A 14,966-nucleotide genomic window follows, 5' to 3' on the forward strand; every position below is an offset into this window, starting at 1 on the left:
GCATTATGCCTAGTGCTGGCCGGCAAGACACTCGCGCAATGCATCCTGCCACTGCGGTTGGCTGACCTGCCACTGCTGCTGCAGGCGGCTGCAATCGAGGCGCGAGTTCAGCGGGCGCCTGGCGGGTGTCGGGTAGGCGCTGGAGGGGATTGCTTCCAGCTCGGCGCAGGTTTTGCCGGCGGTCTGCAAATGCTCGGCAATGGCCTGGGCAAAGCCGAACCACGATGTTTCGCCCCCTGCCGTCAGGTGATACACGCCCCAATCGCCCACCTGGCCGGCCTGCCAACGCTCGATCAACCCGCGCGTGCTGTTGGCGATGGTCCCGGCCCAGGTCGGCGCGCCGATCTGGTCGGCGACGATGCGCATGTGCGGCTTCTCTTGCAGCAGCCGCTGCATGGTCAGCAGGAAGTTTTTACCGGTGTTGGAATAAACCCAACTGGTACGCAGCACCAGATATTCGCCGCCAACGGCCGCGATCGCCTGCTCACCTGCCAATTTGCTCTGGCCGTAGACGCCCAGCGGGTTGGTCGCGTCGGCCTCGGTGTAGGGTGCAGGCTTGCTGCCGTCAAACACGTAGTCGGTTGAGTAGTGAATCAGCGGGATGCCCAGCGCCTTGGCTTCCTCGGCAAGCACGCCCGGCGCTATGGCGTTGATGGCGAAGGCTGCGTCCGGCTCGCTTTCAGCCTGGTCGACCGCCGTGTGTGCGGCTGCGTTGATGATCAGGTTGGGGCGGTGGGTGCGCACTTGCTGGCGGATCTGCTCAATGTTGGCCAAGTCCAGTTGGTCGCTGCCCAGCACGATCAGTTCGCCGAGGCCCTGGAGCTGTTGCTGCAGGGCCTGAGAAACTTGGCCGTGTCGGCCGGTGATCAGGATTCTGAGAGCGCTGCTCATGGGAACACGTCCGCATCTTTCAGGCTTTTGCCGTTCTGGTCCTTGGCAGACAAGGTCGGCGCAGCGCTCAATTGCCAGTCAATGCCCAGCTCGGCGTCGTCCCAGCGAATGCAGCGTTCAGCTGCAGGCGTGTAGTAGTCCGTAGTCTTGTAGAGGAACTCGGCATGGTCGCTGAGAACTACGAATCCATGGGCAAACCCCGGCGGGATCCACAATTGGCGACGATTTTCGGCAGACAGCCGCACACTGGTCCACTTGCCAAAATTGGGCGAGCTGCGACGAATGTCCACGGCAACATCCAGCACTTCACCTGCGGTTACACGCACCAATTTCCCTTGGACGTGTTCTATCTGATAGTGAAGGCCACGCAACACGCCTTTTTGCGAGCGTGAGTGGTTGTCCTGTACAAATTGCTGTTCTAACCCTGCGACACGGGCGAAATCGCGAGCATTGAAACTCTCGTAGAAAAAACCGCGTTCATCGCCGAAAACCTTAGGCTCGATGATCAATACACCCGGCAGCTCAGTGGCAATCACATTCATTTATTGGCCCCGGCGAGTGTATACAGGTACTGACCATAGCCGGTTTTGCCAAAGTATTTTGCGCGCTCAAGCAAATAATCACGACTGATCCAGCCATTGTCGTAGGCGATTTCTTCGAGGCACGCCACTTTTAAGCCCTGACGGTGCTCGATGGTCTGCACATATGTCGAAGCCTCAAGCAGGCTGTCGTGGGTGCCGGTGTCCAGCCAGGCAAAACCACGGCCAAAGCGCTCAACATGCAGATCGCCACGCTTGAGGTATGCGTTGTTGACGTCGGTAATTTCCAGCTCTCCACGTGGAGAAAGCTCGACAGCCTTGGCGATCTCGATCACGTCGTTGTCATAGAAATACAGGCCAGTCACCGCATAAGACGACTTGGGTTTGGCCGGTTTCTCTTCGATGGACAGGGCACGGCCTTCCTTGTCGAAGTCGATCACGCCGAAACGCTCCGGGTCCTTGACCCAATAGCCGAATACTGTAGCGCCAGAAGGACGCTCGGCAGCCGTGCGCAGTTGCTCACCGAAATGCTGACCGTGGAAGATGTTGTCGCCCAGGATCAGGCACACCGGGTCAGTGCCGATAAATTGCTCACCAATGATGAACGCCTGGGCCAAGCCGTCCGGCTTGGGCTGCTCAGCGTAGGTGAAGCGCACGCCAAACTGGCTGCCATCGCCCAGCAGATTGCGATACTGCGGCAAATCAACCGGTGTGGAGATGATCAGGATGTCCTTGATGCCGGCCAGCATCAGCACCGAGATCGGGTAGTAGATCATCGGTTTGTCATACACCGGGAGCAGTTGCTTGGACACACCCAGGGTGATGGGGTGCAAACGAGTGCCGGAGCCGCCGGCCAATACGATTCCCTTCATCATGCGATCAAATCCTTCACGTCGGTGTTGCCCAATCGTTCACCCTGATAACTGCCGTCCTGGACCCTGCGGCACCATTCCAGATTATCGAGGTACCACTGCACGGTTTTACGCAGCCCTGTTTCAAAGGTTTCTTCCGGGATCCAGCCCAGTTCACGTTCGATCTTGCCGGCGTCGATGGCATAGCGCTGGTCGTGGCCGGGGCGATCCTTGACGAAGGTGATCAGGTCGGTGAATTGCGCTACGCCGGCCGGGCGCTGTGGCGCCAGTTCTTCGAGCAGGCCGCAGATGCCGCGCACCACGTCGATGTTCTTTTGCTCGTTGTGCCCGCCGATGTTGTAGGTCTCGCCCACCACACCTTCGGTCACCACTTTGAGCAGCGCGCGGGCATGGTCTTCGACGAACAGCCAGTCGCGCACCTGCAAGCCGTCGCCATACACCGGCAGCGGTTTGCCCGCGAGAGCGTTGAGAATCACCAGCGGGATCAGCTTCTCGGGGAAGTGGAACGGCCCGTAGTTGTTCGAGCAGTTGGTCAGCAGCACCGGAAGGCCGTAGGTGCGCTGCCAGGCGCGGACCAGGTGGTCTGACGCGGCCTTGCTGGCCGAATAGGGCGAGCTTGGCGCGTAGGGCGTGGTTTCGGTAAACAGGTCGTCCACCCCATGCAGGTCGCCATACACTTCATCGGTGGAAATGTGATGAAAACGGAATGCGCTTTTGGCAGGCTCCGCCAGTTTCTGCCAGTAGGCTCGGGTGGCCTCCAGCAGGCTGTAGGTGCCGACGATGTTGGTCTGGATGAAATCCGACGGGCCGTCGATGGAGCGGTCGACATGGGATTCGGCCGCCAGGTGCATGATGGCCTGCGGCTCGAAACGCGTCAGTAACGCGCTGACGGCGTTCTGATCGATGATATCGGCCTGCACGAACTCATAGCGGCTGTTGGAGGCGATGCTGGTCAGCGATTCCAGATTGCCGGCGTAGGTGAGTTTGTCCAGGTTGAGCACTTCGTGCTCGGTGTTTTGAATCAGGTGGCGAATCAGGGCGGAGCCAATAAAACCGGCGCCGCCGGTAACGAGAATGCGCATGTCGGAAGCCTTTTCCTTAGACGGACATCAAGCAAATGAAGCATAGCTTGAGTGGTGGCGTCAGGCGGCGCAAGCACGATGTGTGCACTGGGGTTGCGTGACTCTCCTGCACAATCGCGATATGCACGCCTGAAAAGCCGAGGTCGTCAGAATGCTACGTGCCATATTGATCCACCGACACGCAGTCGAAGGCGATGCGTAAGTAGTTGCAATTAACCCGATTTTTATCGGTTATTTGATGTTCTCTTTGTCGCCTACCTTTTTTTATCCCTGTCAAAGCCGATTTTTATCCGTTATAAAGTCGACCTTCACCCCATTCGGAGCCATGATCGCCATGACCACCCTGCTCAGCAAACCCCGCGCCGATGGCTTCCATATGCCTGCCGAATGGGCGCCACAAACCCAGACCTGGATGATCTGGCCCGAGCGCCCGGACAACTGGCGCCTGGGCGGCAAGCCGGCGCAAGCGGCTCACGTTGCCGTGGCCAAGGCCATCGCGCGATTTGAACCGGTGACCGTGGCCGTGTCCGCCGGCCAGTACGAAAACGCCCGCGCCCGCCTGGATGTGCCGAATATTCGTGTGGTGGAAATGTCCAGCGACGACGCGTGGGTTCGCGACACCGGCCCTACATTTGTCATTAATGACAGTGGCGAAGTGCGCGGTGTGAACTGGGATTTCAATGCATGGGGCGGTTTTGATGGCGGTCTTTATGCGCCGTGGAACCGCGATACGCAGGTGGGTGGCAAGATCCTCGAGATCGAACGCACGCCCCGTTATCGCACCGAAGGTTTTGTGCTGGAAGGCGGCTCCATTCATGTCGACGGCGAAGGCACGGTGATTACCACCGAAGAATGCCTGCTGAACCGCAATCGCAATCCGCACATGGACCGCGCGGCCATCGAGGCTGTCCTCAGCGACAACTTGGCTGTGGACAAGATCATCTGGCTGCCGGACGGCCTGTTCAACGACGAAACCGATGGCCATGTGGATAACTTCTGTTGCTACGTGCGTCCAGGTGAGGTGTTGCTGGCCTGGACCGACGATCCGCAAGACCCGAACTACACACGCTGCCATGCCGCCATGGATGTATTGCAAAGCAGCACCGACGCCAGGGGGCGCGCGTTTATCGTGCACAAAATGCCGATTCCGGGGCCGCTGTATGCCACTGAGGACGAGTGCGCCGGCGTGGATCCGGTGGATGGCAGTCAGGAACGCAACCCGACCGTGCGGTTGGCCGGCTCCTACGTAAACTTCCTGATCGTCAACGGCGGCATCATTGCACCCAGCTTCGACGACCCGCTGGACAGCCAGGCCAGGCACATCCTCCAGGGCCTGTTCCCGCAGCACGAAGTGGTGATGGTGCCGGGACGTGAACTGTTACTCGGCGGCGGCAATATTCACTGCCTGACTCAACAGCAACCAGCGCCGCACAAAAACTGAGTGCCGTTGTAACAGTGATGGAGTGCACGCATTAAGGCCATCACTTCAACGTGCTCATGCAAGCCCGCGCCCTGGCAAGGTCGCGGGCTTTTTTGTGTCTGCGTGCCTGCAATCCGCAGACATTGGCATAGCTCTTGTATCGCTGTCGTAACAGTGGCCCCCGGTGAATGACGGTGCCGTTCTGTCATAAACCTTGAGTAAGTTAGCCGCTCACGCAGTAGGGAGAGCGCGAAAATGAATGCTCACAGCAATTCGTCCAAGACGTATACGCATCACCCGGCGCGGGTGAATGGCGATGCAATTCATGCGCTGGCGCAGTGGTTGAAGGCAAACGACTCACGTCAGCCCGACCTGCGCAGCGTCTTGAATGAGCGCTACCCGGCAGGGCTGTTCAGCGAGGATGAGATGACGGCGCTGTGTGACCTGGCACGTAACTGAAGAACACCGGAGTCAAAAAATGGGGTTGGCCCAAAATGTCAGCCCAAGCGGTGTAGCTGGCTGTTTAGAGTTTTTTCGTCTGAGCTCAGAACATTCACGAAATTGACATAAAGTTCAGCGCGCGACTAGGATTGCGCCCAACGCCTGTGGCTAACCGCCATGACTCATCCAATAAAAAAAGGCCCGCGGCAGTTCAGTCGTCCGCGGGCCTTTTTTGTTCTGGAAAAAGTCGACACCAGAAAAAGCGATACGGGGCCTGGTGTCACAGCGCGTACTCAAACAGTAATAAGGAATATAAGAAATGTTGAAGCAACGGATGAGTCTGGTCGCTCTGGGGATTTTGAGCGCATCGGCAGCCATGGCAAACGATCAGGAGCAATCCAAGGGTTTTGTCGAAGACAGCCACCTGAATATCGCCGCACGTAATGCCTACATCAGCCGTGATTATAAAAACGGCAAGCAGGACAAAGCCGAATGGGGCCAGGGCTTTATCGGCAAGCTGGAATCGGGTTTCACCCAAGGCACCGTGGGCGTGGGTGTGGACGTGATTGGCCAGTACGCCATTCGTCTGGATGGCGGTAAAGGTCGCGCCGGCGCCGGCGGTATCGATTTCTTCAAACAGGGCAACGGCACCACCGATAACCCTGGTTCCGCCCCCCATGACCTGGCCAAGGGCGGCGCTGCCGTGAAGTTTCGTGTATCCAACACCGTGCTCAAGTACGGGGACCAGTTTCCGGCCGTGCCGGTGTTGCAGTACGACAACTCGCGTTTGCTGTCGGAAACCTACACCGGTACTTCCATCGTTTCCAAAGAGATTGCCGGCCTGCAACTGGACGCCGGTCATTTCACCAAGGAAGCGCGCAAGAGCGCCGAAGGCACCGACAGCGGCCGCCTCAAAAACATCGACTACATCGGTGGCAGCTACAAATTCACCGAAAGCCTGTCGGCTGCGTTGTATGCCTCCCACATGCAGGACGTGCTGAAGAAGCAATACGTCAACGTCAACTACGTACTGGCCCTGCCAGAGAAGCAGTCGCTGACCTTTGACTTCAACGGCTACAAAACCAAGCTGGACCGCAGCTTCGCCCTGGAAAACCAGAAAGACGCTGACGCCCGCGACAACAAGATCTGGAGCCTGGGCGCGACCTGGGCCGTTGGCGCGCACAGCTTCACCGTCGCTCACCAGCGCAGCACCGGTGACACCGGCTACCTGTATGGCGGCTACCGCAACGCCGGCGGTATCGGCGATGGCGGCAACACCATCCTGTTGGCCAACTCCTACTGGTCCGACTTCAACGGCAAGGACGAGCGCTCGTGGCAAGTGGGCTACGGTATCGACTTCGCCACCTTCGGCGTACCGGGCCTGACCTATAACGTTGCCTACGTGCGCGGCACCAATATCGACGACGGCACCGGCCGTGGCGATGGTACCGAGCGCGAGATCTGGAACCAGTTCAAGTACGTGGTCCAGGGTGGCCCGGCCAAAGACCTCAGCCTGCGCGCGCGCGCATCCTGGCTGCGGGTGTCGAACAACGCCGACCAGTACAACGTGGGCGGCAATGAAATCCGCCTGTTCGCCGACTACCCGATCAATGTGTTCTAAAGTGATTTGGCGTCGCGCCTGATTCAAGGCGATAAAAACCCCCGACTGGTTCGGGGTTTTTTATGCGCGTCGTTTCAGCGTCAGGCTTTTTGCGGGGCGAGCTTCTTGCAGTTTTCCTTGCGAGTCGGGTATTGCTCGCACTTGCGCAACACGGTTTGCACCTGCTGCGTGTCCTTGAGCTGCTGGTTGGCCAACAGTTTCTCGGTGATGAACAGCTCCTCCGAGCCCAAGTTGCGCTCGGCCTTGTCGATCATTGCGAGCGCCGCCTGGCCGTCGCCACGCTTGAGATGGTAGCTGATGATCAAGTCATAGGTGGAAGGGCCGGCCAGGGACCAGTCCTTGATCGCCTGCAACTCTTTCACCGCCTCGCTGCCTTTGCCCTGGGCCAGGCGCACGGTGTACGCAGTGCGTCGAATGCCCGGTTGATCCTTGACCGGCGACGCCAGCGCCTTGCGGATAAACGCGTCGGCATCGGACACCTTGTTTTTTTCCAGGGCGTCATTGGCAAAGTACGCGTCCTTATAGCCCTGCAGCGCCTTCGCCACCTGCGGCGTGTTCTTCATCGTCGCCCAGCTTTTAGGGTTGACCCGTGCGCGGCGTTCTTTTCGATATTCGCGTTGCAGGTACTGGCGCAGCTCGGTGTCGCGGTCCATCGCGGCCATGTGCGAGCGGTTGAAGTACTGTGTGGTGGCGGTGATGCTGGTGGCCAGGCCGTCCTTGATCAGCACGTCCAGCTCCTTTTGGAACTGGCTGAGATTGAACTGCTGCAACGAGTCCTGCATGGCATTCTTGCGTGCGGTGAGAAAACCCGCGAGCAACGGCTTCTGCTTGCCCTGGAAATCGTTGAGACGTTCCAGGCTGTGGGTGGCCGCGCGCGGGGCGTAGCCTGCGCGAATCATCAGATCGGTGCCGAGCAGGTCAGCCTGGTCCTCCTGGCTGCGGCCCCAGGCGGTGCTCCACACGTGATCGGAGAAGGTATTGGCCAGCGCGGTGTAGAGCACGGTATTGCCGATGGTCTTCTGGGTGCCGGCCGGGTCCTTGCTGAACACCTTCATGGTGCCGGAGCTGCGGTCCACACGAGTGTCGGCGGCCATGGTGGCCAGGGCGACAGTGGACGCCACAGTGGTGAACATGTCTTTCTGCTGCTGGAATGCGGCCATGCGGTCATGGTGATGCAGCAAGATGTGGCTCATCTCGTGGCCCAGCATGGCGGCGATTTCGTCTTCGCTGGCGACGTTATCCAGCATGCCCAGCGGCACGAACAGGTTGCCGTAGGGGTCGGCCGCAGGCCCGAAGCCGTAGCTGTCGGTGATCTTCACCTGCAAGGTCGGCAGCTCGCCCGGCCAGCCCTTGGACAGGCGCGTGACGATACCCTGCAAATACACCTGCAGCATCGGGATATCCACCAGGTTCTGCTGACGCGCTTCCGCTGCCGGCACTGCGCGTCCGTCGTAGCTCAGGCGTTGCTTGCTCTGTCGCTGCGGGTCGAGCTTGTAGTACTGGCGCACGTCAGTGTTGTCCACGTAGTGGCCCTGGACCCTGGATTGAGTCGACGGCCCCACCAGATTGAGGAACGCCTGGTCGGCGCCCTTCAAGGTTGCGCAACCACTGAGCAACGCGCTTGCCAGCAGGCTGGCTGCCACGAGAAATCCCTTCACCCTGACGCTCCTTTGTTATTGATTGCAGCCGGCACCGAAACCGATGGTGGAATGATTACGGCTGCTTTTTGCCTGGCTCTTGGTCAGGCCTTCGCAGGGCAGGCCCACCACCTTCAGGGGCGGCTCAATGCGCAGATCCATGGTATCCAGCCACACCTTCTGACCGGCCAGTTCCACCTGTACGATTTCCAGTGCCGAGTTGTACTGCAGCACCGTCAGCGGTTGGGTGGGGGCGTCTTTTTTCGCCAGGTCGCGCTGAGGTGCACCTTGTTCATCCAGCACCGTCACCGGGTCGGCGAGGAACGCGTTGATGGTGTGGGTTTCTGCCCAGGCGCCCTGAGTAAAGAGGGCGGTGAGCAATACGATGAGGCTTCTGTTCATCCTTGGGTTCCTTGAGTTGAATCACGCAGCGGTCGGTCAGAGCGCTCGCCATCGAAGAAGGCTTCGATGCGCTCGCTGAACAACACCAATGACAGCGAAATGATGCCCAGCACGTTGACCGGGGTGATGCTGTTACAGCTCAGCACAATGCTCAAAGCAATGAGCAATGACATCACCAGCAGCCAGGACGGATAGGGTGAGGAGAAAAACCATGCTTCCTGGCGTCGGCAAAAGGTAAAGGTGCTGTGGCCCGCCTGCATGCGCCTCTGAAGCTCCTTGAGCAAGGCAATCAGCGCCAGCAGGCTTAGTTCCAGCAGGTCCAGCCCATTGACAGGCAGGCGGGAAAGATTGGCGGGTTCGTGGTTGTAGTCCATGCCCTTGTTGATCAGGTTATCCAGGGCCATGGCATGCAGATACACGCCGGGCAGTTGGCCGTGTACGGGTGACTCCACCAGGTCGCCGGTAGACTCAATACGGGCACCGACCAGTACCAGGCGACCGCGCAGCAGTTCGGCGATCAGGGCCTGATCTTCGGGGCTGGTGACTTCCAGGTCGCTGGCGGTCAGCGTTAACGTGTAGGGGTAGACTTGCTGAGCCGAGTCATCCAGTTTCCAGAACACCGCCTGGAAAAACTGCATCACGGCGTCCAGCAGAAAATGTCGCGGCGGCTTGGCGTCGGCGATGTCAGCGATACGCGCCTGGTCCGGCGATAACTTCAGCCCCCATTGCACCGCAATCGGCTGGCGCTGCGCGGCGGCTTCGGCGTCCACGGGGGGCGTGTCGCAGTGCCGCGTTGCGCAGAACACGCGATACAGCGCCAGCGCGGGCGTTTCCATCAGGCCCACCTGTGTGTGCACCGCCAGCGGGTACTGGTCGTCCACGTCTTCCCACTTCACCAGCGCCGGGCGGCTGACCTGCGTGAAGGGGGCCAGCGTGTTAGCCTGGCCTTCTTCACCACGCGTCTGGCCGGTATTGGCCAACCACAACGGAATGCCCTGACGCTGATAGCGCTCAAACACATTGGCCAGCAACTGACTGCCGCGCGTGGGATCGCCCAGCGAGTGATCATGGCTGTAAAGTAGGTCCGCAAACACCGCCTGGGGCTTGTAGGCGAGCAAGCGCTTGAACAGCTTGCTCTGCTCACCATAGGGCATCGGCCACGAAGTGCCGTTGCGCATCAGGTAGTCATCATCGATCAACACCACCGCCACATGCTGCTGCCCAACGCTGGGGTAACTGCTGGAGAGCATGCGGTTGAGCCACTGCGCCGACGCCTTGTCGCTGGAACTGGCCAGGCCGAAAGGGTCGAGAATCGCGAGCGCTACGATGATGACCGCCAGCAGACAGCGACGTTTAGTGAACAGCCAGAGAGTCGACAACATCCATGTCTCGATAGGAAAGCAAAAGCAAGGCGGGGTTTTTAACGGAGTGGGGCGGGGGTGTCAATTGGAAAAGTGGCTAAGTGCCACGATTTGGGCTTCAACGCATCGCTTATGTGGGAGGCTCTGCCAAATCTTCGACTTAGCGCTGTCGCGCAGCAAACCGGAGCCTCTGTGGCGAGAGCGGGCTTGCCACAGAGATGTGTTTATCTGAAAGTTATTTTTTATAAGAGGGGCTCAGCGCACGTTTGCTTAATGTTTGATATGGCTGCGCGACTGCAATTCCTTCATCACACCATCAATCACCGCCTTGCTCATCTCCGCTGACGTGGTGCAGGTTGGAGTGAAAGAAGAAGGGTTGTTGGCGCCGAGCGTGGGGTACTTGATTTCTGGATGTGGACGTTTTTTGGACGTTTTGACGAAAACGGGATATCAACTGTTGAGGAATTCCCAAACCCCAGAAACCACAAAGCCCCGCATTGCGGGGCTTTGAGATATGGTGCGGCACCAGGAGTCGAACTATACAAAAAATTGTAATTATTTCAGTAGCTTGTGTTCGTGCTGAGCTCCTATTTACCCCTATTTCTATCCTTAAGCGGCTGGTCCTCACTGAATTACCTTGGATTTTCTACGCACCTTGCAAGCTCATTTGGACTGCTCCCCATATCCTAGATATCTTCAACCCATGCAGACCACGATTTTACTAACTGATAAAACGGCCCATCCCATAGTCGTGGCAGGTCCCCGCTTTTTGATTGATCTTATTATTTGATTTTCGTTTTAACCGGATTGCGCCCAGTAATAGGGAGTACTTCGTTTATGCGGCGGTAATGCATGGCATGCTAGATAAAGGCATCAATAGAAAATGTGCGCTGTTTGGGGTTGGATAGTTGTAATATTGCTGGCTTGAGTTGAATTAGAATTGTATTTTTGGAATAACCTAGAAACGCCATAAATATTATGCGTGCTAGTGAAAGAGTAGTGATGACGTCCGATTGCCCGCTTATCTGGAGCGGTGCAGAATTCTAGCTTTATATTGATTTCAATGCAGGTTATACTTAAGTTTCGATACTGTGGATAATTAATATTTTCCAGAAAGTTCGGGGAGTGCTGAAAATGTCAGGAGGGCTGGAAATATTTTGTTTTCGTGTCTGCTGCAGAGATGCTTTGTTATTGGGCTGTGTGCGTTGGTTAAATGTATGAAAGCGGTGTTTAAATATGGGTGAGAAAGAGATTAAAACGACGGTTTTAGACAAACTTTTGAAAACAGGGCAGATTGATTTTTCGTCCATTGTTTTTAGTGAGATGAACTTGGCAAGAAAAGCTCGCAGGGTAGATCTTGGTTATATTCGGAATCAAGAGATGGTCGCAATTGAAATTAAGAGCGAAAAAGATTCGTTATTTCGATTGGCGGGACAGCTCGAAGAGTATAGAAAATACTTTGATCGCGTCATTGTTGCCGTTGCTGGGAAGTACGTTGAAGGGGTCCTCGCTATCGCTGATGATGATGTGGCGGTTTGGGAGGTGACCTCGGACGGGTTAAAGGTTGTTCGCAAGGGGCGTCTGATTAAAAATATATCTAAGCAAAATTACCTTGAGCTTATGACGAAGAGAGAAGTTTCCCTTCTAGCTAGGCGGATCGGCATAATTCCTTCCGACCTTGCAATGTATGAGTTGAAAATCGAAGTCTCAAGTAGGTTGAATAAGATTTCTAAATCTGATGTGAAAGACATACTTCTAGACGGGATTTCTAAGAGATTTAGCATGCCGTCAAATAGGTTCCTGGCCAAGGTCTGTGCTTTTGGTAGTGTCAGACCATCCGATGTGATTTTGTTAAGCCCATATTTGAAGCGCGTAGTCGAGGTAGCATGAGAGAGTGGTCAATCCACCCACTCTTCATCGGTGTTAATTATATCCCCAATAGCATTGTAATGAAGTTGGTTGAAAAGATGGATGTTGATGCGAACTGCGGTGGATTTTTGAGCACTGTAAATTCCGAACTCATTATTTTCAGAGGTTATTTCAATCTGTTGGGTGCCCCAAAGGCGTAGCTCTGGAATCCAATATTCATCACTGATTATTTCCTTTGCAATATCTATATAGGCAGTCGTGCGTTTGGCTTTGGAGTCTGGCGCGTTATCGTCAACTTCTCGTCTGACGAATTTCCAATCTTTTTTTAATGGGTAATCAATTCTAGGAGGAGGAACTCCCGAGCCACCATCTTGTTTCTCTGCACGTGCGCTTCCTCTGTCGGAATAAACGACAGGATTGAAGATTCCTTTTTCTGCTATTGTATTAAACAGAATTCTCTCGTATATAGAGTTCGTTCCTCGATGTTGCCCTGCAAAACCTGAAGGGAAAGAGGACGCGCTTATTGATATCGTAACATTTGCAATCTGGCGTTTTGCTTCTAGCATCAGCCTTTCTAAAAGCGGAATTCTCTCGTGGAAATTTACGTCGATCCCACCTAGATCGTAAATAATAAGAACATTTTCCGCTTTAGTAACATTGAGAGCGGTAACCAAGCGTTGATGCTTCTCAATATTTAGCTCGTTTGGACAGATCCTCAAGACTAACCCTCTATCAAGGGATGACAGCTTGTTAATCTGGCCCTCAATACCTTGTAGGCTTTCATGTCGAAGGCAAGGGATCGCATTTTTTTGGCTTTTTATGAAACTATACCAATTGTCATAACTGTTACTAGGGTCTAAAAGCTGCACTAATTCTTGATACACGGGTTTTTCGGGATATTCTCCTGTGAACAGGAATACTTTATTTTCGGAAAGAAATTTTTCGTCGATATCTGAGATCCAAGGACGGTTTCCTATGGACTCCTCAATTTTCTTGAGTGAGTTTTCCAGGCGATGAGCACTAACCCATCCTCTCAGGGAAAAGAGCGGAAGTAGTTCATCTTTTTCTTTGTCGGGGAGTTGTGCAATCGCCGTCATTTCAGCAAGACTTATTGCTAAGATCGGTATGTATTCCCAATTTGGAAATGTATCTTGCATAAACTATTTTTTCCCCGTCCTGATTTTTATTGCGGCGAGCGATACTTGGGCGAGCTCAGCGATTTTTTTATATCGATCATCTGGTTTTAGCGCGCCATGCATAATTAGCGCTTCTTGGATAAGCGATGCAGGCATTATTATATCTGCCGCTAATCTATTGGCTTCTCTTTCCAGGTCATCCGAGAGTCTCGAGCGATAAAGTACATCATCTGTGATGCCGCCAGCGAGACGTTCACGATGTAGCAAAAAATGCGCGATTTCATGCGCAATAGTAAATCGTTGCCTTTCTTTAACATCGTGGCGATTAACCTTGATCGTAATAACTCCCTCCGTCTCCCTTATTTCTCCTGAAATTGAACCTGGCATAGTAGATTTAAGAATGGTTAATCCGAGATCCTTGGCGATTGCTCCGACCGCCACTGGCAGATTAGTTTGATGCGAAGATATGACGGTTCTTTGATGATCGCTCAAAGAGTTCCATTCTGGAGAAGTTCTCAATTTGACCGCTCCTCATCTGCAACTTCATCCGGCATTGAAGTATCTCGATATACAATATTTTCCACAGCGTTTTGAATTAGCCTGTCGAATCTATTTTCTTCGATTAGCTTAATTATATTATCTTCTGTTGCTCTCGGAATTTCTTCTTTGGCGACTATTTTTACAGTTTCTTTTGCGGTTTTTCGAGCGTCTTTAATAGCTTCGTTCTTGATGTTGCGATACCCAAGTATTGCTAGTATCGCAATAAGTACTCCAAGTACAGTGATGATTACTGATACAGCGGATAATAAAAGCGTGGCCACGCTGTTATCGTCAGGTTTTCTTAATTCTGAGAGTTCTTTCTCTAGATTTTTTATTTTTTCAGCTTGGAGTTTTACTTCCAGTGCGAGATCTCCTGTGCTGGAATCCGCTTTGGGAGTCATCGACTGGACGATCTCCTGAATAAGAAGATAGTCTTTCAGGTTGTTGTGTTTTGTCAGACTTGACTCTTCTTGATTTTGTTCTTTTGTTTCGGTGTTGGATGTTTCTGCAAGAGTCTTGATGGCGTAAAGACTAATAATTAAAGCCAGAATCAATGTGGCTAACGTTGTTGTTAAGCGCATATGTCTTATATTTAGAATAGGAGTACTATTTTTTTGCGCTGTGTTGGGCATGCTGTTGTTCATCATGTTGTCGACGCTGCAATGCGCCGGTTTGTTGTTCCCCAATCTTTAATTACTGTATAGACTGGTGATAAAAGATGGAGTATGCCAGCAGGGGGCACGAAGAAAAGACAAAGCATAAATGAAAGTGTTTGTTGCATGCGCGTTAAATCGTATCGATGTTGAGAGTGCGACGGCGTGGATTTCTCCATACGCTTTCGTTCTCGGATATCTGATAAAGTCTCTTTCCAAGATTTTATATATTCCATCACTGCACTTTCTCCTTCTACTACCTTGAAGCTTGAAGTAAGTAGCCCTACTATCTGCCTATACTTTTATGATGATTGGATGTCTAATTTTAATATATACTTTCATCAGCTCATTAGTGTCAGTGTGCCATTAGATGGGGCCAATATTCAACCTCCGATGCTGTTTAGGGTTGCTCCTTCAAATTATTCAAGGGCTTGAGTCTAAACCGATTATCGACTCGGTCATTGATCCGACCACGAATGCTGTGTGTTATCAAGCTTTTAGA

Annotated in this window: 14 protein-coding genes; 4 read left to right on the forward strand and 10 right to left on the reverse strand. The window is 54.2% G+C overall.

The window, feature by feature from the left end:
* Positions 1–9 precede the first annotated feature (9 nt).
* From rfbD to rfbB, 4 genes are read right to left on the reverse strand one after another with little or no spacing between them, the layout of a single operon-like run.
* The gene (gene rfbD, locus H045_RS22320) at positions 10–891 is read right to left on the reverse strand and encodes a dTDP-4-dehydrorhamnose reductase (RefSeq protein WP_015373516.1); all 882 of its coding nucleotides are present in this window, start codon (positions 889–891) and stop codon (positions 10–12) included.
* On the reverse strand, positions 888–1,433 hold the full coding sequence (rfbC, locus tag H045_RS22325; protein ID WP_015373517.1) for a dTDP-4-dehydrorhamnose 3,5-epimerase: 546 nt from the start codon (positions 1,431–1,433) through the stop codon (positions 888–890). The genes rfbD and rfbC overlap by 4 nt, the downstream gene beginning before the upstream one ends.
* Positions 1,430–2,305, reverse strand: a complete 876-nt coding sequence (rfbA, locus tag H045_RS22330) for a glucose-1-phosphate thymidylyltransferase RfbA (RefSeq protein WP_041931559.1) — start codon at positions 2,303–2,305, stop codon at positions 1,430–1,432. Before rfbA ends, rfbC begins: the two co-directional genes overlap by 4 nt.
* On the reverse strand, positions 2,302–3,384 hold the full coding sequence (gene rfbB, locus H045_RS22335) for a dTDP-glucose 4,6-dehydratase (protein ID WP_015373519.1): 1,083 nt from the start codon (positions 3,382–3,384) through the stop codon (positions 2,302–2,304). The genes rfbA and rfbB overlap by 4 nt, the downstream gene beginning before the upstream one ends.
* A 334-nt stretch (positions 3,385–3,718) precedes the next feature.
* Between rfbB and aguA the strand changes: the two genes are divergently transcribed.
* From aguA to H045_RS22350, 3 genes are all read left to right on the forward strand, one after another.
* Positions 3,719–4,825: an agmatine deiminase gene (aguA, locus tag H045_RS22340; RefSeq protein WP_015373520.1), complete on the forward strand. Its 1,107-nt coding sequence runs from the start codon at positions 3,719–3,721 to the stop codon at positions 4,823–4,825.
* 234 nt (positions 4,826–5,059) lie between these two features.
* A complete protein-coding gene (locus H045_RS22345; RefSeq protein WP_003235972.1) occupies positions 5,060–5,263 on the forward strand; it encodes a hypothetical protein in 204 nt (67 codons plus the stop codon).
* A gap of 301 nt (positions 5,264–5,564) precedes the next feature.
* On the forward strand, positions 5,565–6,866 hold the full coding sequence (locus H045_RS22350; RefSeq protein WP_015373521.1) for an OprD family porin: 1,302 nt from the start codon (positions 5,565–5,567) through the stop codon (positions 6,864–6,866).
* A gap of 80 nt (positions 6,867–6,946) precedes the next feature.
* On the opposite strand, the gene H045_RS22355 is transcribed toward H045_RS22350, so the two are convergent.
* Genes H045_RS22355 through H045_RS22365 form a run of 3 tightly spaced genes read right to left on the reverse strand, consistent with a single transcriptional unit; the run spans position 6,947 to position 10,287 of the window.
* Positions 6,947–8,524, reverse strand: coding sequence for a M48 family metallopeptidase (locus H045_RS22355; protein ID WP_003235969.1), 1,578 nt, complete (start codon positions 8,522–8,524; stop codon positions 6,947–6,949).
* A 15-nt stretch (positions 8,525–8,539) separates the two neighbouring features.
* Positions 8,540–8,905 carry a hypothetical protein gene (locus tag H045_RS22360; RefSeq protein WP_003235967.1) on the reverse strand — a complete coding sequence of 122 codons (366 nt, stop codon included), beginning with the start codon at positions 8,903–8,905 and terminating at the stop codon, positions 8,540–8,542.
* Positions 8,902–10,287 carry a CHASE2 domain-containing protein gene (locus H045_RS22365; protein WP_015373522.1) on the reverse strand — a complete coding sequence of 462 codons (1,386 nt, stop codon included), beginning with the start codon at positions 10,285–10,287 and terminating at the stop codon, positions 8,902–8,904. The genes H045_RS22360 and H045_RS22365 overlap by 4 nt, the downstream gene beginning before the upstream one ends.
* Before the next feature lie 1,215 nt (positions 10,288–11,502).
* Between H045_RS22365 and H045_RS22370 the strand changes: the two genes are divergently transcribed.
* Positions 11,503–12,156, forward strand: a complete 654-nt coding sequence (locus H045_RS22370) for a sce7726 family protein (RefSeq protein ID WP_015373523.1) — start codon at positions 11,503–11,505, stop codon at positions 12,154–12,156.
* 8 nt (positions 12,157–12,164) lie between these two features.
* Here H045_RS22370 and H045_RS22375 read toward each other — a convergent pair whose 3' ends face one another.
* The 3 genes from H045_RS22375 to H045_RS22380 are packed head-to-tail and all read right to left on the reverse strand — an operon-like array spanning position 12,165 to position 14,458.
* Complete coding sequence (locus H045_RS22375; RefSeq protein WP_015373524.1) at positions 12,165–13,292, reverse strand: beta family protein; 1,128 nt, start codon at positions 13,290–13,292, stop codon at positions 12,165–12,167.
* A gap of 3 nt (positions 13,293–13,295) precedes the next feature.
* Positions 13,296–13,790, reverse strand: a complete 495-nt coding sequence (locus tag H045_RS24865; RefSeq protein WP_157225376.1) for an ImmA/IrrE family metallo-endopeptidase — start codon at positions 13,788–13,790, stop codon at positions 13,296–13,298.
* Positions 13,787–14,458: a hypothetical protein gene (locus tag H045_RS22380; RefSeq protein ID WP_157225377.1), complete on the reverse strand. Its 672-nt coding sequence runs from the start codon at positions 14,456–14,458 to the stop codon at positions 13,787–13,789. Before H045_RS22380 ends, H045_RS24865 begins: the two co-directional genes overlap by 4 nt.
* Positions 14,459–14,966: the final 508 nt, after the last annotated feature.

Origin of the sequence: Pseudomonas poae RE*1-1-14 (assembly GCF_000336465.1) — a bacterium.
GTDB classification, from domain to species: domain Bacteria; phylum Pseudomonadota; class Gammaproteobacteria; order Pseudomonadales; family Pseudomonadaceae; genus Aquipseudomonas; species Aquipseudomonas poae.